The organism is Methylomonas sp. ZR1 (assembly GCF_013141865.1).
GTDB lineage: Bacteria > Pseudomonadota > Gammaproteobacteria > Methylococcales > Methylomonadaceae > Methylomonas.
Genome location: NZ_RCST01000001.1, coordinates 588,555 through 610,790, shown reverse-complemented (window position 1 = coordinate 610,790; position 22,236 = coordinate 588,555). Strand labels below are relative to the sequence as shown.

Annotated in this window: 18 protein-coding genes and 2 tRNA genes; 7 read left to right on the top strand and 13 right to left on the bottom strand. The window is 52.5% G+C overall.

Going from position 1 to position 22,236, the window contains the following annotated elements; all coding sequences use genetic code 11:
* Positions 1–407 precede the first annotated feature (407 nt).
* Positions 408–1,475 carry an OmpA family protein gene (locus DDY07_RS02775; RefSeq protein WP_171694724.1) on the top strand — a complete coding sequence of 356 codons (1,068 nt, stop codon included), beginning with the start codon at positions 408–410 and terminating at the stop codon, positions 1,473–1,475.
* An 87-nt stretch (positions 1,476–1,562) separates the two neighbouring features.
* Here DDY07_RS02775 and DDY07_RS02770 read toward each other — a convergent pair whose 3' ends face one another.
* From DDY07_RS02770 to DDY07_RS02720, 11 genes are all read right to left on the bottom strand, one after another.
* Positions 1,563–2,522, bottom strand: a complete 960-nt coding sequence (locus DDY07_RS02770) for a GNAT family N-acetyltransferase (RefSeq protein WP_171694723.1) — start codon at positions 2,520–2,522, stop codon at positions 1,563–1,565.
* A 123-nt stretch (positions 2,523–2,645) separates the two neighbouring features.
* Positions 2,646–4,298, bottom strand: a complete 1,653-nt coding sequence (locus tag DDY07_RS02765; protein ID WP_171694722.1) for an alpha-keto acid decarboxylase family protein — start codon at positions 4,296–4,298, stop codon at positions 2,646–2,648.
* Between the two features lie 248 nt (positions 4,299–4,546).
* On the bottom strand, positions 4,547–6,628 hold the full coding sequence (pnp, locus tag DDY07_RS02760; RefSeq protein ID WP_367650907.1) for a polyribonucleotide nucleotidyltransferase: 2,082 nt from the start codon (positions 6,626–6,628) through the stop codon (positions 4,547–4,549).
* An 80-nt stretch (positions 6,629–6,708) separates the two neighbouring features.
* The gene (gene rpsO / locus DDY07_RS02755) at positions 6,709–6,978 is read right to left on the bottom strand and encodes a 30S ribosomal protein S15 (protein ID WP_171694720.1); all 270 of its coding nucleotides are present in this window, start codon (positions 6,976–6,978) and stop codon (positions 6,709–6,711) included.
* 109 nt (positions 6,979–7,087) lie between these two features.
* Complete coding sequence (truB, locus tag DDY07_RS02750; RefSeq protein ID WP_171694719.1) at positions 7,088–8,005, bottom strand: tRNA pseudouridine(55) synthase TruB; 918 nt, start codon at positions 8,003–8,005, stop codon at positions 7,088–7,090.
* Positions 8,005–8,421 carry a 30S ribosome-binding factor RbfA gene (rbfA, locus tag DDY07_RS02745; RefSeq protein WP_171694718.1) on the bottom strand — a complete coding sequence of 139 codons (417 nt, stop codon included), beginning with the start codon at positions 8,419–8,421 and terminating at the stop codon, positions 8,005–8,007. Before rbfA ends, truB begins: the two co-directional genes overlap by 1 nt.
* Complete coding sequence (infB, locus tag DDY07_RS02740; protein ID WP_171694717.1) at positions 8,421–11,132, bottom strand: translation initiation factor IF-2; 2,712 nt, start codon at positions 11,130–11,132, stop codon at positions 8,421–8,423. The genes rbfA and infB overlap by 1 nt, the downstream gene beginning before the upstream one ends.
* A gap of 14 nt (positions 11,133–11,146) precedes the next feature.
* Positions 11,147–12,658: a transcription termination factor NusA gene (gene nusA / locus DDY07_RS02735; RefSeq protein ID WP_033157370.1), complete on the bottom strand. Its 1,512-nt coding sequence runs from the start codon at positions 12,656–12,658 to the stop codon at positions 11,147–11,149.
* Positions 12,648–13,133 carry a ribosome maturation factor RimP gene (gene rimP / locus DDY07_RS02730; protein ID WP_171694716.1) on the bottom strand — a complete coding sequence of 162 codons (486 nt, stop codon included), beginning with the start codon at positions 13,131–13,133 and terminating at the stop codon, positions 12,648–12,650. The genes nusA and rimP overlap by 11 nt, the downstream gene beginning before the upstream one ends.
* A 542-nt stretch (positions 13,134–13,675) precedes the next feature.
* A tRNA-Phe gene (locus DDY07_RS02725) sits at positions 13,676–13,751 on the bottom strand.
* A gap of 23 nt (positions 13,752–13,774) precedes the next feature.
* Positions 13,775–13,850 (bottom strand) — tRNA-Phe (locus DDY07_RS02720).
* A 192-nt stretch (positions 13,851–14,042) separates the two neighbouring features.
* Here DDY07_RS02720 and DDY07_RS02715 point away from each other — a divergent pair.
* Both DDY07_RS02715 and dhaK read left to right on the top strand, forming a co-directional pair.
* Positions 14,043–14,864 (top strand): HAD-IIA family hydrolase, encoded by an 822-nt coding sequence (locus DDY07_RS02715; protein ID WP_171694715.1) that lies wholly within the window; start codon positions 14,043–14,045, stop codon positions 14,862–14,864.
* 33 nt (positions 14,865–14,897) lie between these two features.
* Positions 14,898–15,884, top strand: coding sequence for a dihydroxyacetone kinase subunit DhaK (gene dhaK, locus DDY07_RS02710; RefSeq protein ID WP_171694714.1), 987 nt, complete (start codon positions 14,898–14,900; stop codon positions 15,882–15,884).
* 13 nt (positions 15,885–15,897) lie between these two features.
* On the opposite strand, the gene dhaL is transcribed toward dhaK, so the two are convergent.
* Both dhaL and DDY07_RS02700 read right to left on the bottom strand, forming a co-directional pair.
* Positions 15,898–16,545 (bottom strand): dihydroxyacetone kinase subunit DhaL, encoded by a 648-nt coding sequence (gene dhaL, locus DDY07_RS02705; protein ID WP_171694713.1) that lies wholly within the window; start codon positions 16,543–16,545, stop codon positions 15,898–15,900.
* Between the two features lie 164 nt (positions 16,546–16,709).
* A complete protein-coding gene (locus tag DDY07_RS02700; protein WP_225893059.1) occupies positions 16,710–17,222 on the bottom strand; it encodes a hypothetical protein in 513 nt (170 codons plus the stop codon).
* Positions 17,223–17,494: 272 nt separating this feature from the next.
* Here DDY07_RS02700 and DDY07_RS02695 point away from each other — a divergent pair, with 272 nt between their 5' ends.
* From DDY07_RS02695 to ilvD, 4 genes are all read left to right on the top strand, one after another.
* Positions 17,495–18,670, top strand: a complete 1,176-nt coding sequence (locus DDY07_RS02695) for an acetylornithine transaminase (protein ID WP_171694712.1) — start codon at positions 17,495–17,497, stop codon at positions 18,668–18,670.
* A gap of 2 nt (positions 18,671–18,672) precedes the next feature.
* The gene (gene argF / locus DDY07_RS02690; RefSeq protein ID WP_033157364.1) at positions 18,673–19,572 is read left to right on the top strand and encodes an ornithine carbamoyltransferase; all 900 of its coding nucleotides are present in this window, start codon (positions 18,673–18,675) and stop codon (positions 19,570–19,572) included.
* 47 nt (positions 19,573–19,619) lie between these two features.
* Positions 19,620–20,258 (top strand): TIGR04211 family SH3 domain-containing protein, encoded by a 639-nt coding sequence (locus DDY07_RS02685; protein ID WP_084153328.1) that lies wholly within the window; start codon positions 19,620–19,622, stop codon positions 20,256–20,258.
* A gap of 94 nt (positions 20,259–20,352) precedes the next feature.
* Positions 20,353–22,200, top strand: coding sequence for a dihydroxy-acid dehydratase (ilvD, locus tag DDY07_RS02680; protein ID WP_171694711.1), 1,848 nt, complete (start codon positions 20,353–20,355; stop codon positions 22,198–22,200).
* The last annotated feature ends 36 nt before the right edge of the window (positions 22,201–22,236 follow it).

Sequence of the window (22,236 nt, the reverse complement as noted above, 5' to 3'; positions counted from 1 at the left end):
AAAACGATAAACACTCAAATTGGCGGAATTTTACCTGAGGCCCAGATTTCTTGCGTCGCTCGCTTTGCTTATTAACCTGCGTATCTAAAACATCCTTACTTCCGTCTTCGCCGGAATAACCTTCCGGAGAGAATAAGCGACGGCTTGACCGCAAGCGGTCCTAGCCCGGACTTTCCAAATTCCCATAAGCCAAGCCCGGAAACAGCCGACTGGAATACCGCAAATACTGGCACCGGATAAACCTAAACGTTTGCTAATAGCCAAAATTGTGGTATTTTTACAACATGCTTAGCAGAATCTGCAATTCCCTTTGATTTTTAAAGCCTATTTTTTCTAATCATGGCTTTATTACTCCATCTCAAAAGCAACGAATTATCTATTTTTTACAAATAACAAAAGGAGTCTTTATGTTGAAGAAAAGTTTACTGGCAATCGCCATGATGACGGCGCTCGGTTCCGTGTCGACGGCACAAGCCGACGAGTTCCTTGACGACAGATGGTACGCGGCGCCCTTCGGCACTTTCGTTCAACCGGGTGGTGATCGTAATGCGCATAGCGGTTGGGGCGGCGGTTTGGGCCTGGGTAAGATCATCAATGAACATCTGAACATTGAGATCAGAGGTTTGTACCAAAACTTGGAAGGCGCTAAAAGCAATGGCAACTGGGATTTGACCGGCGGTACTGTCGACGCGCAGTATTATTTGTTTAGAGATAAATTCTCGCCTTATGCAGTAATCGGCGTGGGTGGCATCAATAGCACCCATAATGGTGACAGCGGCGCGGGCTTCATCGGCGAAGCGGGTGCGGGTTTTACTTATGAATTGCATGACAACTTCCTGATTCGCAGCGACGTCCGCTACCGTTACAACAACAACTTCAACGCCAAACTACAACCCGGCACCGAAGAATTTCATGACATGACGGTTAATCTGGGTTTCGTGGTCCCGTTCGGCGAAAAACCTAAAGCAGTTGTCGCAAAAGCCGAACCAACCCCGCCGCCCACCCCAGTACCGGCTCCAGCGAAACTGGATTGCTCAAAAATGGATGACGACAAAGACGGCGTAAACAATTGCGTCGATAAGTGTCCAACGACATTACCAGGGGTAGAAGTTAGCATCTACGGTTGCTGGATTGTTGATGTGAAATTCGATAACGACAAAGACGTGATCAAACCACAATATTTCCCAAAACTGGATAAAGTCGTTGACCGCATCAAACAGTATCCTGACATGGCGTTTGAAGTTCAAGGCCATACCAGCAATACCGGTTCGTACAAACACAACCTGGACTTGTCGGAGCGCCGGGCATTGGCGGTTAAGAAATACCTGACCAAAGGCAGCCACTCTCCTAATATCACTTCACACGGTTATAGCTGGGATAGGCCAATCGATACCAACGAAACCGAAGAAGGCCGCGCCAATAACCGCCGAGTACAGTTGGAAGTGGATGGTAAAGCCCAACAGACATTGAAATAGTAAGCGAACCTGGTTAAGTCAATTGATTCAGCACAAAAACCCGCCGTTAGGCGGGTTTTTTATATGCGCACGAGGAAGATCAAAAAACTACAAACTCAATGCCCTAAATTCCGCACAAGCACTTGAACGCTGCCAGACCCGCTCAAACTCTTCGCGCAATGGCCGATGACGTGCCGGCAAATTAGGACTCCAATGCCCATCGTAGCGATTACCCAGCAAGCGAAATAAATAGCCGTCGCTATCGTTGATGATAAAAGCAGAAGGATATTGCAAATCTTCAGCTTCATCGGGCACACGAATCAAAAAATATGACGGTAAGCGCTGAGCCAATTCCACGATAGGATGAACCTGATGACGCAGGCTGGCTGGTTCCTGAACGATAATCTGCACACTGGCGTTACGATTGCCGAGAGTAAATTGTTTCAGAGCCTCGACAAGGTCTTTTTGTCCATATAAAACAAAGTCCAGATCCCGGCTGTAGATACAAATCTGCCGACGAGCCGCCATCACCAGTTGCCGGGTAGCGGTTAAGGTCGATTCGACAGTCTCCAGACGGACAGCGTCAACAGAAACTTCTCGGGTCTGGAGCACGGATCGCAACGTTTGTTCAAGCGGCTGCAATATAAGCCTGATAGCCTGATGCGGAATGCCGGCTTCAGCAAACCCTTCGCCTTCCGCGACAAAACCGAATTTTTGGTAGAACCCCAATGCTCTAAGTTGCGCGTTGGCGGTAATAGTAGTCAGCCCCAAGTTACGCGCTTTGTCGATTGCTGCACGCAACAAAGATTCACCAACACCTTGTCCGCGCCATTCGAGTAGAACCGCCATTCGTCCAAGCTTGCCCTCCGGCGAAAGTCGACACGTAGCGATTGGCCGATAATCCGCATCCCGCACTAAAAAATGATGGCAGTCCGCATCAAGTTTGTCGAACTCCACTTCTAACGGTATTTGTTGCTCGACAACGAACACCAAATTTCGCACATAACATATGTCCTCAAAATCAACGGCGTAGCTGGCTGGCTCGAGATAACAGTTGGCAATTTGCATAGCGCGATGGATGAGTAGTAAGAGAGTGAATCAGTTTAGATACACTTTGCTGAAAATTCGACTCGGCAAGCCGATTGCATGACCTACCCGACGGACCGGATGGCAGAGAACACAAGCCTAAATTCAAACGTCCCTTTTGATCTTCGACTGCAAATGCTCGGCAAGCCGCTTCATCGCTTCTGACGAATCATCGGATGCCAGATGGACATTGATGATACTGGGCATGCTTTGGTTATTCAGGGCAATTAACAGTGCCTCTTCAAATTCAGCTTCCGTTCGCGCATCGTAGCCCGCTAAGGGCCCGAAGAGCTCTCCCAATCGATCGAATCGCCATGGATTTATATCGTTGAATGGGCCCTCGAGAATACAACGCTCCGTACTGTAGCCGTCGTTGTTAAACACCACCACGATGGGATTCAAACCCAGACGAGCATGAGTCGACAATTCGGTGCCAGTCATTTGAAACGCCCCATCGCCGACTAAAATCAATGCCCGCCGATCCGGACGCGCGATTTGCGCACCTAACGCAGCCGGCACAGCAAAACCCATCGTGGTGTAAAAAGCCGACGCCAAAAATTCGCTTTGCTCGTGGACGCGCAAATCGATAGCGGCAAACAAGCAATCGCCGACATCGCACACCACGATCATGTCGTTGCTTAACGCACTATTCAGCCGCTCGACTAGTCTGGCAGTGGTGATTGGCCGGTCCGATTCCGGAAAAGCATGGTTTCTTGACGGTTCCGGAATGGATACGCGACTGGCTCCGGAGGCATTAGCCGAGCCGGCTAAAGCCCCGAGAAAGTCTTCCAAGGCAATGCCTGGATAACGATGCGCGCTGATTACCACCTCGTTCAATGCCGCGCGAATGGTTGAATGGGAATTGAGTTTTGCCGTGTAGATACCGGTATCGATCTCGTTCAAGGTTACACCCAACATCAACAGCAAATCGGACTTTTCGACTCTGTCTCGCACGGCCTCCGAACTCATCGCACCTTCGTAAATTCCTAGATACGCCGGATGCCGTTCGGACATCACCGATTTACCGGTTAGCGTGGCGACCACGGGCAAACCGGTACGCTCCACGAAATCCGCCAAAGCGCTTTGCAGCCCGCGTCGATGCAATTCAACACCCGCCACGATCATCGGCGACTTCGCTTTGGATAATAACGCCATGGTTTCGGCAAGCGCTTCGGATAGAGCAGTTTGGTCACTGGTAAACTGTTCTACTGACTCAGTCGGCATGGGATAGCCTTCCGCCATTACCAAGTCGCGGGGAAGCTCGATGTATACCGGCTTGCAAAAACGCCGCGCGGCTTCGATAGCATGGTCGATTTGCCGAAAGGCGATCACCGGGTCGTTTAGCACCACCGACGCGCAGCTAATCCGTTCGAAAATTTCCCGCTGAAAAGTAAACGGCCCAAATCGATGGTGAATCAACGGATCGTCTTTCTGCTCGCCAACGCCGGGCGCGCCACTGATCAGTACCACCGGCGAGGATTCTGCATAAGCGCCGGCTATGGCGTTGACGGTGTTTAAAGCACCGACACCGTATGTCACCGCCAACGCGCCCATGCCCACGCAACGCGCATAACCGTCGGCCGCGAAGGCTGCGGAATCTTCTCGGGTGGTGCCGATATGCCGAACCTGACTTTTTATCATCAGATCATAAAACCCCAACACATAGTCGCCAGGCACGCCAAAGATGTCTTTTACACCGGCTTGATATAGGCGCTTGAGGAGGTATTGTCCAATCGTATCGAATTTGGCAGTGCTCATAGCGCTTTGTGACCTCCGAATAGAATTAAACTGTGAGCACTGATTTGTAAAAGACCCATATTGCTCAACCGTTTTAACAGGACGATTAAGAGTCAATACTGCTGAGCCCCGCCTAAAAAGTCAACAGACATTCGTAGTCCCCGGTAATTACGATTCAAAAGCATCACAATCGCGGCAACATAAGATTCTGAATTTCAGCCACAAAAAAAGGGCCTTGCGGCCCTTTTCGTTGCAGAGTCGAACCGAACTTATTCGCTATCGACTTCTTTCATGCTCAAGCGTACGCGGCCTTGACGGTCGATTTCCAGTACTTTGACTTTAACCACATCGCCTTCCGACAGTTTGTCGCTGACTTTTTCCACACGTTCGTCGGAGATTTGTGAAATATGCACCAAACCGTCCTTGCCCGGCAGAATGGTCACAAACGCACCGAAGTCCATCAAACGCACCACTTTGCCTTCGTAGGTTTTACCCACTTCGACTTCGGCGGTGATTTCTTCGATCATGCGCCTGGCTTCTTCGCCCGCCGCTCTGTCGACAGAGGCTACGTTGACCACGCCGTCGTCGGTCAAATCGATGCTGGCGCCGGTGGCTTCGGTAATCGCGCGAATAGTCACGCCGCCTTTACCGATGACTTCGCGGATTTTAGCCGGATCGATTTTGAAGGTGATAATGCGCGGCGCAAAGTCGGACATTTCGGAACGGGTGCTGGACAAGGCTTTGTTCATCTCACCCAAAATGTGCAGACGGCCTTGTTTGGCTTGTTCCAGCGCAACTTTCATGATTTCGGCGGTGATACCGTCGATCTTGATGTCCATTTGCAGCGCGGTGACGCCATTTTCGGAGCCGGCCACTTTAAAGTCCATATCGCCTAAGTGATCTTCGTCGCCCAGGATGTCGGACAAAACTGCAAATTGATCGCCTTCCTTGATCAAACCCATTGCAATACCGGCAACGGGCGCCTTGATCGGCACGCCGGCGTCCATCAAGGCCAAGCTGCTTCCGCATACAGAAGCCATGGAGCTGGAGCCGTTGGATTCGGTGATTTCCGATACGACGCGCAGGACGTAAGGGAACTCGCCCATGTTTGGCAATACCGATTGCACGCCGCGCTTGGCCAGACGGCCGTGGCCGATTTCACGGCGCTTCGGCGAGCCGGTACGGCCGGTTTCGCCAACGCTGAACGGTGGGAAGTTGTAATGGAACAGGAAAGTATCTTTATATTCGCCGGCCAACGCATCGATGATTTGCGCGTCGCGCTCGGTCCCCAAGGTCGCGACGACCAACGCTTGGGTTTCGCCGCGGGTAAACAATGCAGAACCGTGGGTTCTCGGCAACACGCCGGTACGAATCGTAATCGGCCGAACAGTCGTCAAATCGCGGCCGTCGATACGTTTACAATCATTCAGAATCGCACCGCGCACAACATTGTATTCCAAGGTTTCGATGACGTTGCGGATGTCTTTTTCGTCGTAGAGACCTTCGGCGGTGAGTTTTTCGACCACGGCACCACGGATTGCGCTTAGGGCATCCTGTCTAGCCAGTTTCTCGGGGATTTGATAGGCCGATTTGATTTGCGCTTCGGCTTCAGCGGCAACAGCGGCTTTCAATGCTTCGTTATCCGCAGGTGCTGTCCAGGTTATTGCCGGTGCAGCTGCTTCTGCAGCAAATTCATTGATCGCATTGATCGCAACCTGCATTTGCTCGTGGCCGAACAATACCGCGCCCAGCATCACGTCTTCCGGTAGCACATCGGCCTCTGACTCTACCATCAATACGGCTTTGGAGGTACCGGCAACCATCAGGCGCAAACGCGACTCCTTCAGTTGCGGCAACGTGGGGTTCAGCACATATTGGCCATCGATATAGCCGATGGTTGCGGCGCCCAGCGGGCCATTAAACGGCAAACCGGAGACCGCCAGCGCAGCGGACGCACCAATGATGGCCGGCGCTTCGGTATCGATTTCCGGATTCAAGGACAGCACGGTGGCAATGATTTGGACTTCGTTAGTGAAGCCTTCGGGAAACAACGGACGGATCGGACGATCGATCAGGCGCGAGATCAGCGTTTCGTTTTCGCTTGGGCGGCCTTCGCGTTTGAAAAAGCCGCCAGGAATTTTACCCGCGGCAAAGGCTTTTTCCTGATAATCCACCGTCAGCGGGAAAAAGTCGCCACCGCTGCTTTCTTTTTTGCCGACCACGGTCACCAACAGAGTGGTACCTTCGACATCAATGATTACCGCGCCGTTGGCTTGGCGGGCAATTTCGCCGGTTTCTAAGGTGACGAGACGATCGCCGTACTGAAATTGTTTCCTGATAGGATTCACTATAAGGTTCCTTTGTTTAAAGGTTATGCTAAAAATTTGCCTTAAAGCAGAAACGGCGCCCGATGCGCCGTTTCCAGTTTGTGCTACTTACGAATGCCCAAACGTTCGATCAACGAACGATAACGAGCCACATCTGTGTCTTTCAGGTAATCCAGCAATTTACGGCGTTGGTTTACCATGCGCAGCAAGCCGCGGCGCGAGTGGTTGTCTTTTTTATGGGTCGCAAAATGCGGAGTCAGCTGGTTAATGTTGGCGGTCAACAAAGCAACTTGGACTTCGGTTGAACCTGTATCGGTATCCGACAAACGGTATTCTTCAACAATGGCTTTTTTTTGTTCTGCGGTTAATGACATTCTTAATCCCTATCGATTAATTTTGATTGAATAAAGGCCATCGTTTGATGACCGTGTAGCCGCTATCTCCACAATAGGGTGTAGAAACTTTGCGGTTTTTCCCGGAAAATCAAGTTGTTTGATCTTCCAAATGAAATAGTTTTTTCGGCGCTAGTTTACCATCCAATAGAATTTCTCCCAACCCCAAAAAGGCCTGCGGCGAGTATATTCTGACCTGGCCGGCCATACCGCCGTTAAAGGCTATGCGCTGACCCAGCTTGATTTTTTCGGCCTGCTCAGTAGACAAAGATACCTCCGGGATCGCCTTCAGGGGTACATCCAGTTCGATTAAGGTATTCTGCAATTCTGCAAAGCCCATAGCCTGCAACTGCTGCAGGGTATAAGCTTGCTCCAGATCGAACATACCCGCCTTGGTTCTGCGTAACGCAGTTACCGTGCCGCAGGTCCCCAACCAGTGACCAATATCTTCCGCCAGCGAACGAATATAAGTACCCTTAGAGCAAAATACATCCAGCCTCAATTGCCCCAATTCGGCATCGAAATTTAACAGCTGCAATTCATAAATAGTGATGGCCCTGGGCTGACGGTCCACGGTTTTGCCTTCCCTAGCCAACTCGTACAACTTCTTGCCTTGATGCTTGAGCGCCGAATACATCGGCGGCACCTGCTCAATCGGCCCGGTGAAATGCTGCAAACAAGCTTGCAACTGCACGCCATCCAGGGCTGGCACCGGCATTTCAGCGACGATTTTACCTTCGCTATCGCCGGTATCGGTCATCACGCCCAATTGTATCGTTACCTGATAACGCTTATCGTCATCCAGCATCAATGCCGAGACCTTGGTCGCCTCACCGAAGCACAAGGGTAACAAACCGGTAGCAAGAGGATCCAGCGCCCCGGTATGCCCGGCCTTGTTGGCATTAAACAATCGCCTGACTTCCTGCAAGGCCTGATTGGACGATGCGCCTAAACGTTTATCGAGCAGCACGATGCCATGTACATCGCGCCCGGACTTACGTTTTGCCATCAATCGTCCTGTTGCGGTTTATCGGCCCCGGCTTCCGGCGCAGCACCAGCATCCTTAACTTCGTCGTGATGCAAATCGCCCAGTAACTCGGCGACACGCATCCCGGTGTCGAAGGAGTGGTCATAGTAAAAATGCAGTTCCGAGATATGCCGCAAACGCATGCGCCTAGCCAGCTCATGCCGAATAAACGGCGAAATTTCGTTCAACACCTTCACATTAGCACGCTTAGCAGCGTCATCTTGGGCATCCAACACCGTCACGAATATCTTGGCAACCGCCAAATCCTTGGACAATTCGACGTCGTTAATCGTGACAAAACCCAAGCGGCTGTCATCGACATCACGCTGTAATATCGACGCCAACTCTTTCTGCATTTCCGATGCAACCCTTTGACTGCGGCCGAACTCTCTTGCCATTAGATTTCCCGTCTGACTTCGATACGTTCAAACACTTCGATCTGATCGCCGTTTTGCACATCGTTGTAGTTTTTCACGCCGATACCGCATTCCATGCCCATTTTCACTTCATTGACATCGTCTTTGAAGCGGCGCAAGGATTCCAGCTGGCCTTCGTATATCACCACATTGTTGCGCAATACGCGAATCGGCAGATTGCGCTTGACGAAGCCGTCGATAACCATACAACCGGCCACCGCGCCGAATTTCGGCGAACGGAATACGTCCCGTACTTCGGCCAGACCGACGATTTTTTCCTGGATCTCCGGTGCCAACATACCGCTAATGGCTCGTTTCACCTCATCGATCGCTTCGTAGATGATGCTGTAGTAATGCAGATCGATGTCTTTTTCTTCGATCAATTTACGAGCCACCGCATCGGCACGCACATTGAAACCGATCAAGATCGCGCTGGAAGCCAAAGCCAAGTTGGCGTCGCCTTCGTTAATACCACCGACACCACCGTAGATGCATTTAACTTGTACTTCTTCAGTGGACAAACCGACCAACGACTCACGCAAGGCTTCCAAACTGCCTTGCACGTCAGTTTTGATAACGACGTTAAGTGTGGACGTTTCGCCGGCGGACATCCGCGAGAACACGTCGTCCAATTTCGACGCATGTTGCGCCGCGTGACGACTGGAGCGTTTACGGTCTTCCCGGTGAGCGGCAAGCTCTCTAGCAACCCGTTCATTCTGAACCACCAGGAATTCATCACCCGCATCCGGGGTACCCGACAAGCCAAGAATCTCCACAGGCATACTAGGCCCAGCCGACTTAATAGCGTGGGCGTTTTCGTCGAACATTGCCCTTATCCGGCCATATTCGTGACCGCAGAGGACGAACTCGCCTTTGCTCAACGTACCTTTTTGAATCAATATCGTCGCCACCGCGCCGCGGCCTCTATCCAGACGCGATTCGATACAAATACCGGAGGCGATGCCATCGACCGGCGCTTTCAATTCCAGCACTTCCGCCTGAACGATCAGCGCTTCGATCAATTCATCAATACCGGTACCCACTTTCGCCGATACCCTCAGGAATTGCACATCGCCGCCCCACTCTTCCGGCACCACATTCAAGTTGGCCAGTTCTTGCATGACACGGTCCGGATTCGCTTCCGGTTTATCGATTTTGTTCAAGGCCACGATGATGGGCACATTCGCGGCGCGCGCATGATCGATGGCCTCTCTGGTTTGCGGCATCACACCGTCGTCAGCAGCCACCACTACGATCACGATGTCGGTTACTTCCGCACCACGTGCCCGCATCGCGGTAAACGCGGCATGGCCTGGCGTATCCAGAAAGGTGACAGCACCGTGGTCGGTTTTAACCTGGTAAGCACCGATGTGTTGGGTAATCCCGCCCGCTTCGCCGGCAGCAACCCGTGTTTTGCGGATGTAATCCAGCAAAGAGGTTTTACCGTGGTCAACGTGACCCATAATGGTGACAATAGGCGCGCGTAATTGGACTTTACGTTCGTCGCTATCACCTTGCACCTCGGCCAGCATTTCCTGTTCAAAGTCATCTTCGCTCTGCATGATGGCTTTGTGGCCCATTTCCTCAACCAAAATCACCGCCGTTTCTTGGTCGATGGTTTGATTGATCGTGGACATGATGCCCAGCTTCATCAAATGCTTGATGACTTCAGCGGCCTTGATGTTCATTTTTGCAGCCAAATCCGAAACCACGATGGTTTCCGGAATGGTGACGTCATACACAGTCGGCGCCACCGGCTTCTCAAACTTATGTCGAGCCTGATTGACATCGATCTCGAATTCAGGTTTTTCCCGACGCGATGGCGCCTTGCCTTTTTTGCCTTTGCCGCCGCGACGCGCGGCATCACCGCCGCCGCCAATATCGCCATCGGTAGACGGGCCGCGAGTGGGCTTGAATTCGGCTTTTTTCTTATGCAGCGTGGTTTGTTGCTGCTTGGCTTCGGCTTTTTGTTTGACTTTTTCTGCGGTTCTTTGCACCGCAGCTTCCAGCCTTTCTTTCTTTTCTTTTTCCAGACGTTGCTCTTCGGTCAGCTCCGGCGCCGCAACCGGTGCAGGTGCTTCAGCCTTAGCGACCCGCTCAGACTGGACTTCTGCAACAACCGGCAACGCCTCGGCCACCTGCTGCTCTGCAGCAACCGGTTCCGCACTCACCGTCACAGCGGGTGCGGACGCATCAACCGACTGAGCAATTTCCGCGCTGTCCACCACTTGCTCTTCTGCGGCAGACTGTACAGCCTTCTGTTCGTGCAATTGCTTACGTTTTTCTTCTTCGATAGCTTGTTGCCGTCTCTGTTCTTCCAAAGCTTGTTTGGCTAATTCGGCCTGTCTTAGTTCGTCGTTTACAGAGGAGGCATCGCTGCGCTTGATATAAGTCTTTTGCTTGCGAACCTCGACACTGACGGTTTTCACCGCGGTACCCGGCGGTGAGGATTGCCTTAATTCGGTTTTGGTACTGCGTTTCAAAGTAATGCGTTTGGGGGCGGCGGCTTCCTGATCGGCGTCCGACTTGCCGTGGCGCTTGCGCAAGTGCGCGAGTAATTTGACTTTCTCTTCATCGTTTATCACATCGTCGGGCGCGCTGGCGGTCAAGCCGGCTTCCTTCAATTGTTCTATAAAACGCTCCAAAGGGATGCCAACAACCTCTGCCAATTCCTGTACTGTTTTATCGCTCATAGTATCCTCCTGCCTCAGCCCTTATCCTCTGCGAACCAAGATTCGCGGGCTTTCATGATTAGTTTACCAGCACGCTCCTCGGTCATGCCGGTAAATTCGATAATGTCGTCTATCGCCTGCTCCGCCAAATCGTCCAGGGTCACAATGCCCTTGGCCGCCATTTGGTGCGCCAACTCTTCGTCCATGCCTTCCATCGCCATCAATTCCTCGCTAGGCACGGCGGTTTCAATTTTTTCTTCGGATGCGATAGCACTGATCAACAAAGCATCCTTGGCGCGAGTGCGCAAAGCTTCCACCAACTCTTCGTCGAAGCCTTCGATTTCCAGCATTTCGTCGACGGGGATGTACGCAATTTCCTCGATGTTATTCAATCCCACATCAACCAAAATGCTGGCGATTTCTTCATCGACATCCAACAACTCCATGAACTGCTGCTTGGATTTGGCTGCAGCTTCGTCGTGGTTTTTATCTACTTGCGCAGCATCTTGAATGTTTAATTCCCAACCCGTCAATTCGGTTGCCAGACGGACATTTTGGCCGCCACGACCGATAGCTTGCGACAAACTGTCGGTAGCCACCGCCACGTCCATGCTGTGCTTATCTTCGTCGACCACGATCGATTGAATTTCGGCCGGCGACATGGCATTAATCACGAATTGCGCGTCGTTGCTGTTCCATAAAATAATATCGACCCGCTCGCCCGCCAATTCATTAGAGATGGCTTGAACCCTGGAGCCACGCATACCGACACAAGCACCAACGGGGTCCAGGCGCGGATCGTTGGCTCTGACAGCGATTTTTGCGCGGGACCCGGGATCGCGAGCCGCCGCCAAAATATCAATCAAACCTTCACCGACTTCCGGCACTTCCAAACGAAACAGCGCAATCAATAATTCAGGCGCGGTGCGGCTGACAAACAGCTGCGGACCGCGCGGCTCGGAACGTACGGCTTTCAAATAGCCACGCACCCTATCACCCATTCTAACCGGCTCTTTCGGGATCATATCTTCCCGGGCAATATAGGCTTCGACATGACCACCCAAATCCAGGTAAACACTGCCTTTCTCCAAGCGTTTGACAACACCGGTGACCAACTCGCCAACCCGGTCCTGATAGGCTTCGACAATTTTCTTGCGCTCGGCTTCGCGCACTTTCTGAATAATGACTTGCTTGGCAGTTTGCGCGGCAATCCGGCAAAAATCGACCGATTCGATTTCTTCTTCCACATAATCACCAACTTGAATATTGGGATTATCGAATTGCGCAACTTCCAGCAACACCTGCCAGCCAGGATGTTCGACGTCGCCGTTAATCTCGGGATTCGCATCGACGACCAACCACCGCCGATAAGTCAAGTAATCACCAGTATGCCGATCAATGGCTACTCTAGCTTTAATTGGATTTTCGTAACGCTTGACAGTCGCCGCTTCCAAAGCGGATTCAATGGCCTGAAAGATAATTTCCTTGTCTATTTCTTTTTCGTTAGCAAAAACATCTGCCACCAATAAAATTTCTTTATTTGCCACTGCGACCTCCTTTATTGATTATGTAATCCGGCACCAAGCGTGCCTTGCTCATTGCCTGAAACGGGATTTTTAACAACTGCTCACCATCCTGTACCAGAATGGCATCGTCTTCGACCACCTTGATCTGGCCGGTAATTTTGCGGCGTTTATCGATGGGCTTGAATAAGCTCACCAGCACAGTGCTCCCCAAAAAACGTTGAAACTGGCTGAGTTTGAAAAACGGCCGATCCGCACCCGGCGAGGATACTTCCAGATGGTATTCACCTTGAATCGGATCTTCGACATCCAGCACCCCGCTAATCTGGTGGCTAACCTTGGTGCAATCGTCCAGCAATATCCCATTGTCGCTGTCGATATAAATGCGCAACATGCCGTGTGTTGGATGCGGGTTGTACTCTATCCCCACACACTCATAGCCAAGACCTTCCACAATTGGCTCGATCAATTCCACCAAATGTTCAGGAGCCTGTTTCATTAACGCCTCACCTTTTCAAACCCAAAAAAAAAGAGCCTCAGGCTCTTCCATAAACAACCAAAACCCGTGGGCTTCGCGTTTTTCGAAAGCCCACAAAAGAAAAAACCCCTGAAAGGGGCTTTCTTAGCAAAACCACGCCTGAAACAGCATTGAGGACAACTCACTCGCTTATCGAGACAACAATCTCAAAAAACCACGCTTATCAGGAAACAATTTACCGCCTCAAAAACTGCGGCGAAAAATTAAAAACCGAATTATAACCATATCTTTCAAGGATGTAAATCGACATTCCACGCCACTGTACAAGTACTTGGCTAAATCCTGAAACCTACACTCTCGACAGAATTGTATTCACACCGAAATTTACAAGGATGACACAGGAGACAGAGCCCGCAGACTCGCTCACCATCGAAATCGTCCAAAGGTATGGCATTGAACCGAGCCGCTATTCGTCAGCTACTTACCGACTGAAACAAGGAAAATCTTGGATTTGAGAGACTCTAGCCGATCAAACGCTATTGCGAGGGGAATATTTGTTCAGGTGGTGCCCAGGGACAGAATCGAACTGTCGACACGAGGATTTTCAGTCCTCTGCTCTACCGACTGAGCTACCTGGGCAGCGACTTAACCTAAAACAAGAATGGTGCCCAGGGACAGAATCGAACTGTCGACACGAGGATTTTCAGTCCTCTGCTCTACCGACTGAGCTACCTGGGCGTCAAGAGCCGCGCATTAAACTAGGTTACAAACAATTAGTCAAGGAAAATACCACCAATCCCGGCTAACTGGACAGCAGGCGGTGATGTATGCAATTCTTCCGCACCGCAAATTCCTGACATTTTTAGCGCCAAATATCAGACTTTGCAGACACAAACCCCATTTAAACAACCCAAACAACCGAGACCGTTTATGCAAGCTTTCACCGACATCCGCGCCCTGATCATAGACATGGATGGGGTACTTTGGCACGGCGACCGAGCTCAAGCCGGACTCGTAGATTTTTTTCAGACTCTGCGCGAACTAAAGCTACCCTTTATCCTGGCCACCAATAACGCCAGCCTGACAGCGGAACAGTATGTCGATAAGCTGGCAAATATGGGTGTAACGGTAACGTTGAATGAGATTCTGACTTCGGGCATGGCCACAGCGCTATATTTGTCCGAACGCTACGATCCCGAGACTACTCGCGTATTTGTGATTGGCGGCATCGGTGCCCGGCAACCGTTGCTGGATTTGGGCTTTAAACTTACCGGACTTTACGAGACCGAGCCGGATCAGCGCGCACATCTGGTGGTTTGCGGCATGGACCGAGAACTGAGCTGGGACAAACTGGCCACCGCCACCCTGAATCTGCGAGCCGGCGCGCACTTCATCGGCACCAACGGTGACCTATCGTTACCTACCGAACGCGGCGAAACACATGGCAACGGTGCCATTCTGGCAGGCTTGACCGCTTCCACCGGCATTAAGCCGATGATTATCGGTAAACCGGAGCCTATTATTTATCGACAGGCATTGAACCTGCTGAATGTCGACCCCGCCTATACTGTCGCTATCGGCGATCGGCTGGATACCGACATTCTCGGCGCAGTGCGCACCGGCATCCGCAGCCTGATGGTGCTCAGCGGCGTATCCACCGAACAAGATGTCGCTGCAGCGGATTTCGGTCCAACCTGGATTATGCCGGACATACGCGACATCACCGAAAGCTTGCGCCACAGCAAACTCTAAGCTCATTCCACGCCCTAACAGCGGAGGCGAATCATGAAAAAATTTATCGACAGCCCGGACACCTTACTGCAAACCAGCCTGCAGGGCTTTGCCAAAGCCCATGCCGACATCGTGCAATTCAATCCGGAACCAAAATTCGTATATCGAAACGTGCGCAAAACCGGCAAAGTCGCGCTGATTTCCGGCGGCGGCTCCGGTCATGAACCGCTGCACAGCGGCTTCGTCGGCGTCGGCATGCTGGATGCCGCCTGCCCCGGACAGGTATTTACTTCACCAACGCCTGACCAGATGCTGGCCGCGGCGCAAGCCATGGACGGCGGCGCTGGCGTGCTGTTTATCGTTAAAAATTATGCCGGTGATGTGATGAATTTTGAAATGGCCGCCGAGATGCTGGACCTGCCCAACGCCAGCGTTTTGATTGACGACGACATCTCCTTACCCAAAACCCACAGCATCGGCCGTAGAGGCGTGGCCGGCACCACCATCGTCGAGAAAATCGTCGGCGCCGCCGCCGAATCCGGCGCTGACTTAGCCACCTGCAAGGCACTGGGCGAACGGGTCAATCAAGCAACCGCCTCGATGGGTGTCGCCTTGACCAGCTGTACGGTGCCGGCCTTGGGCCATCCAACTTTTGCTATTGCCGACGACGAAATCGAGCTAGGTGTCGGCATCCACGGCGAACGCGGCCGCGAGACAAAGAAGCTGGTGAGCGCCAGCGAAATTGTCGACCAATTAGCCGGACATATTTTCGATGAATTGCAACCCGCCGCCGACCAAGCCGTGTTGCTGCATGTGAACGGCTTCGGCGCCACACCATTGATAGAGCTACATTTGATTTACGAATTGGCCTGGCAATATTTCAGCGAACGCGGCGTGATCGTCCAGCGCTCTCTGGTAGGCAACTTTACTACGTCACTGGATATGGCAGGTTGTTCGCTAACGCTGACGCTGCTGGACGAAGAAATGCTGGGTTTTTGGGATGCGCCGGTGAATACCGCTGCGTTGCGCTGGGGTTGTTGAAGCAGGCAACAATCTAAGCGGGTTGAACCTGGGCGTTTTTCAACACCTCGGCAATCGCCGCGATCATCAACTGCGCAGTCTTGGCACCGGCATCGATATGGCCCTTGCTGCGCTCGCCCAGAAACGAGGCCCGGCCCTTGGTGGCAAGCATGTCCCGAGTCGCTTCCACGCCTTCTGCCGCCACCAGGCTTAGGCTATCCAGAATCTCGGCCAGCGGCTTACCCGCAGCCGCATGCTCCCGCAACTCCTTGGCGACCGGCACTAGCACATCCAGCATGGTCTTCTCACCAACATCAGACTTGCCGCGTTGCTTCACAGCCTCGACTGCCTGCAAAAATGCATCAGAAAACCCAGCAAGATCGATAAGCTTGTCCTTAGCATTCTTTGCCAACGCGATGAACAAAGTCGCGTACAAAGATCCGGACGCACCACCGACAGCAGCCATCACCGTCATGCCAATTTTCTGCCAAGCCGCCACCCAGTCGAGTGTCGCAATCTCACCGGCATGCTCGCGTAAGGCCTGCAAACCACGCTGTAAATTAAACACATGGTCGCCGTCGCCTATCGCTTGATCCAGTTCCGTTACTTCTTCGGCATGCGCATCAATGGTCTCAATCAACGCTTGAATCAATTCCGGAAACAAAGATGGGGTCAATGACATGCCGCCTCCGCGCAACAAAACAATTAAGTTTGCTGAGCATAGCTAAAACGCCCTATTACTGTCCAGCCATACACATTCGCAGACACACTGTGCTAGAGAACATTTGGCAAATTCTCAGCTTCCGCCGAACCGATGACGGCCGAGATAGCTGAATGACTGACGATTTATCTATTTTCCAGCGCCAACGCATCCAGAAACGGCAACTCCGTATCCGCGTCATACACGCTGAAGTGATATTTATCCTTCAAATATTCCAAAAGCCAGGCGTTGGTGTCGGCTCTGCGCTGCCCGGCAGCCTCGTTCATTTGTTGCAAGCGCTGACGCACCGCGTGTTGCGGCAATAACAACAGCTCAATATCGGCCATTGATACGAATTTTTCCGGATCGGGGTTCTTGCCGTTAAAAATCTTGAATAGCTGATGCTTTTTTAAGCCCAAATGCGTGTTGAGCTCGTCCTTAAACTCGATGAATAACGGTAACAAATCGCTACCGACACACGAGTCTTCATGCAGCTTGTGTAAGCGATTCAGCAAATGGTAGACCGCAAACCGGTACAATTCCGACTCACGCACAAACAGCCGAGCGGCCATGGCACGCACGGCAATCCGATCGGAATTGTTCAACCGGATCGAAACGATGTGCTTTTTATCGTCTAAAAGATGTTCGTTGTCGTTCAACGCAAGTCCTTTGTGAGTAATCGCCGGCAAACTCAAACCGGTCGAAACAACTTAATTTGCGAGAATTTAAAGCATCAATGTTACAGATTTATAACAAACGCCCAGACACGCGAAAATTTCGGGCAAATCGCTCCACTATTGCTACGGACATCCGGCAAAACACTGGATTTTGAGGAAAAGTATTTATTGCGTACGCGGGATGAAAAAAATATAATCGCGCGCTTTTTTCGAGCGAATAGCGTTTTTCAAAACACTTTCAGAGTCTTAGCACAATGACCAGTCACATCATGCCTACCTATGCCCGCCAGTCGGTCACTTTTACACGCGGCGAAGGCGCGTGGTTGTGGGATACCGATGGACGCCGCTATCTCGACTCGGTGGCCGGTATTGCCGTGTGCAACCTGGGCCACGCCCATCCGGCCGTGCATGAAGCGCTGTGCCGGCAAAGCAAAACCTTGCTGCATACCTCCAATCTTTACGGCGTAGAGTTGCAGTCGCAACTGGCGGATAGACTGATCGAGCTAAGCGGCATGGATAATGTGTTTTTCAGCAATTCCGGCGCCGAAGCCAACGAAGCGGCGATAAAAATCGCCCGCAAATACGGCCACCAGCAAGGCGTTGAAAACCCAGTAGTGTTGACCATGGAAAAAAGCTTCCATGGCCGGACTATGGGCACGCTGAGCGCCACCGGCAACACCAAGATCAAGCAAGGCTTCGCGCCGCTGTTGGCCGGGTTTACCCATGTGCCGTACAACGACATGCCGGCTATCGAAGCAGCTCTCGCCGCCGATAAAAACATAGTCGCGATCCTGGTTGAACCGGTGCAAGGCGAAGGCGGGGTGAATATTCCGGCGGCGGATTACTTAAACCAAATTCGCGCACTATGTGATCGGCACAATCTGCTGATGATGCTGGATGAAATTCAAACCGGCGCCGGCCGTACCGGGCGCTTTCTGGCTTATCAACATCCCGGCATCCTGCCGGATGTTTGCACGATGGCTAAAGCCTTGGGCAACGGCGTGCCAATTGGCGCTTGCCTGGCACGCGGCAAAGCAGCGGATGTGTTACAAGCCGGCAATCACGGCTCGACGTTTGGCGGCAATCCACTGGCCTGCAGCGCTGCCTTAGCGGTACTGGAAACTTTATCAACCGGCACCTTGATCGCCGATGCGCAATCAAAGGGCGAACAAATTTGCCAGCGCTTCAAAAACGCACTGGCAAACACCCCGCATATCGTCGATATTCGCCATAAAGGCTTGATGATAGGCATTGAACTGGATCGGCCTTGCGGCGAATTGGTCGGAAAAGCCTTGGCGGAAGGCTTATTGATCAACGTCACTGCCGACAACACTATCCGTTTGCTGCCGCCGCTAATCATCGACGACGCACAAATATCAACGCTGACAGACACCCTGACAGCGCTCATTCAGGCATTTTGCAGACAATAACCATGCAACCCAGACACTTCATCAGTCTGCTGGATTTGTCCAGCGCCGAACTACACAACCTGATTCAACGGGCCATTCAGCTCAAATTGCATCGCACCCCGGACTATCAGCCCTTCAAAGGTAAAGTGCTGGCGATGATTTTCGAAAAATCCTCGACCCGCACCCGTATCTCCTTCGAAGCAGGCATGGCCCAATTCGGCGGCAGCGCCCTGTTTCTATCACCCAGAGACACGCAACTCGGCCGCGGCGAACCCCTGGAAGATAGCGCCAAGGTGATCTCCAGCATGGTGGACTGTATTATGCTGCGCACCAACAATCACGAAACGGTCACCACCTTTGCCAAGCACTCGCGAGTACCCGTCATCAACGGCCTGACCGATTTGCTGCACCCGTGTCAATTGCTGGCCGATATGCAAACCTATTTCGAGCTGCGCGGCGACATCGCCGGCAAAACCGTAGCCTGGATCGGCGACGGCAATAATATGTGCCATTCCTATATCAATGCGGCTCGCCAATTCGACTTTAAATTGAACATCGCCTGCCCTGTCGATTACCGTCCGCAGCAAAGTATCGTCGATGCCGCCGGACATAGAGTGGCGTTTTTCAATACGCCGGAGCAAGCGGCACAGCAAGCCGATTTAGTGGTGACGGACGTCTGGGCCAGCATGGGACAGGAAGAGGAACAAAAAAAACGCGAATTCGTATTTAAGGATTTTCAGGTCAACAGCAAAACCATGGCTGCCGCCAAAACCGATGCGCTGTTCATGCACTGCCTGCCGGCACATCGCGGCGAAGAAGTGACAGCCGAGGTCATCGACGGCCCACAAAGCGTGATATTTCCGGAAGCCGAGAATCGCCTGCACGCTCAGAAAGCGCTACTGGAATTTCTCATCTGCCGATAATTTCGCTAGAATCGCCGCTTTCTTTACGCCGAACGAAGAGTGATACTGTGAAAAAAACTTTTGCCTACCTGTTTGCCTGTCTGCTGATTAGCCCGCTTGCCATGGCAAGAACCGCCTACGTCACCGACAAAGTTGAGGTGCCGTTGCGCAGCGGCGAAAGTGAGCGCACCAAGATCGTCAAAATGTTGGAAAACGGCATCCCAGTCAGCGTATTGCAAGAAAGTACCGAAAACGGCTATACCTATATACAAACCAGCAGCGGCGCGGAGGGCTTCATTCTCAGCCGCTACCTGACCGGCGAACCCAGCGCCCGCAATCAACTGGAAGCCGTCAGCAAAAAACTCGAAGCGCTGCAGGAAGAAAACAAACAACTTAAAGCCGGACAAGCCAACAGCCAGGAAATTGGCAAAGAACGCGATAAGCTCAGCGCCGACCTTAGCGAACTTCAGCAAACTGCCGCCAATGCGATACAACTCAAACAACAGCGCGACCAATTGCAGGAGCGCGTCATCTCCGTCGAACGCGAACTACAACAATTAAAACGCGAAAATCAGGCGTTGACCGACAGCAGTAACCAGGACTGGTTTTTGTACGGCGGCGGCTTGGCTTTATTCGGCGTATTGCTGGGCTTTATTCTGCCCAAACTCAGCTGGCGCCGCCGTTCCAGCGGCTGGGATAGTTTTTAGTTTTAAACGAATTAGCCGCAGGACCGCCCTGCTTCAAATGACGCCCTTTCCCGCGGCAGTTTAAGCGCCGCTTTTGCTTTCATCTGGAATCACCATGCCTGCATACCGTTCTCATACCACCACTCAAGGCCGCAATATGGCTGGCGCGCGCGCATTGTGGCGCGCCACCGGCATGAAAGACGGCGATTTCAATAAACCGATTATCGCAGTAGCCAATTCTTTCACTCAGTTCGTGCCGGGCCACGTACATTTAAAAGATCTTGGCCAATTGGTGGCACGCGAGATTGAACTGGCCGGCGGCGTCGCCAAGGAATTCAACACCATCGCGGTAGACGACGGCATTGCCATGGGTCACGACGGTATGCTGTATAGCCTGCCCAGCCGCGATTTGATTGCCGACAGCGTCGAGTACATGGTCAATGCGCATTGCGCCGATGCGATTGTCTGTATATCCAACTGCGACAAAATCACCCCGGGCATGTTGATGGCGGCTATGCGCATCAATATTCCGGTGATCTTTGTCTCCGGCGGCCCGATGGAAGCCGGTAAAGTAAGGTTGGCGGAAAGCGCGGACATCAAGAGGCTGGACTTGGTGGACGCCATGGTCATGGCGGCAGACAGCAAAGTATCCGACACCGACCTGGCTGCTGTCGAACGTTCGGCCTGCCCGACCTGCGGCTCCTGCTCCGGCATGTTCACCGCCAATTCGATGAACTGCCTGACCGAAGCACTGGGCTTGTCGTTGCCGGGCAACGGCACCATGTTAGCCACCCATGCCGATCGCGAACAATTGTTCAAACAAGCCGGCCGCCGTATCGTCGAACTGGCCAAACAATATTACGAGCAAAATAACGCATCGGTGCTGCCGCGCGCGGTGGGTTTTAAAGCCTTTGAAAATGCGATTGCCCTGGACATTGCCATGGGCGGCTCCACTAACACCATCTTGCATCTACTGGCTATTGCTCAAGAAGCCGGCATCGATTTCACCATGGCGGATATTGATCGCATGTCCAGAGTGGTGCCGCAACTGTGCAAGGTCGCGCCCAACACCAACAAATATCATATCGAAGACGTGCATCGCGCCGGCGGCATCATGGCGATTCTGGCCGAACTTAACCGGGCGGGTCGCTTGCACACCGATGTACCCACCGTGCACGCCAAAACTCTCGGCGATGCCCTGGCACAATGGGACATTACCGCCAACCCCGACGATGCCGTAAAAACTTTTTATCTGGCCGGCCCAGCAGGTATCCCTACGCAAGTGGCATTTAGCCAGAACACCCGTTGGCCCAGCCTGGACACTGATCGTGCCGAAGGCTGTATCCGCTCCATTGACCATGCCTTCAGCCAGGAAGGCGGGTTAGCGGTATTGCACGGCAATATCGCTCTGGATGGCTGCGTGATCAAAACCGCCGGCGTCGATGACAGCCTGCTGGTATTTGAAGGCAACGCCCATGTGGTCGAATCGCAAGATGAAGCGGTAGAAAACATCCTCAATAACAAAGTCAAAGCCGGCGATGTAGTAGTGGTGCGTTACGAAGGCCCCAAAGGCGGACCCGGCATGCAGGAAATGCTGTATCCGACCAGCTACATCAAATCCAAGGGTTTGGGCAAAGCCTGCGCGCTATTGACCGACGGCCGTTTTTCCGGCGGCACCTCCGGCTTGTCCATCGGCCACTGTTCGCCGGAAGCGGCAGCTGGCGGCGCGATTGGTTTGGTAAAAAATGGCGACCGTATTCGTATTGATATTCCCAAGCGCACGATCAACGTAATGGTGAGCGACGAGGAACTGGCCCAGCGCCGGACCGAACAGGATAAATTGGGCTGGAAACCAGCCAAGCTGCGCCCCCGCAAAGTTTCAGTGGCGCTGAAGACGTATGCTCATTTTGCCACCTCCGCCGACAAGGGCGCCGTGCGGGATTTGTCCAGGCTCGAAGATTAGTACCTTTACGATGCAACAAAAGGCTTGATGGCTTTG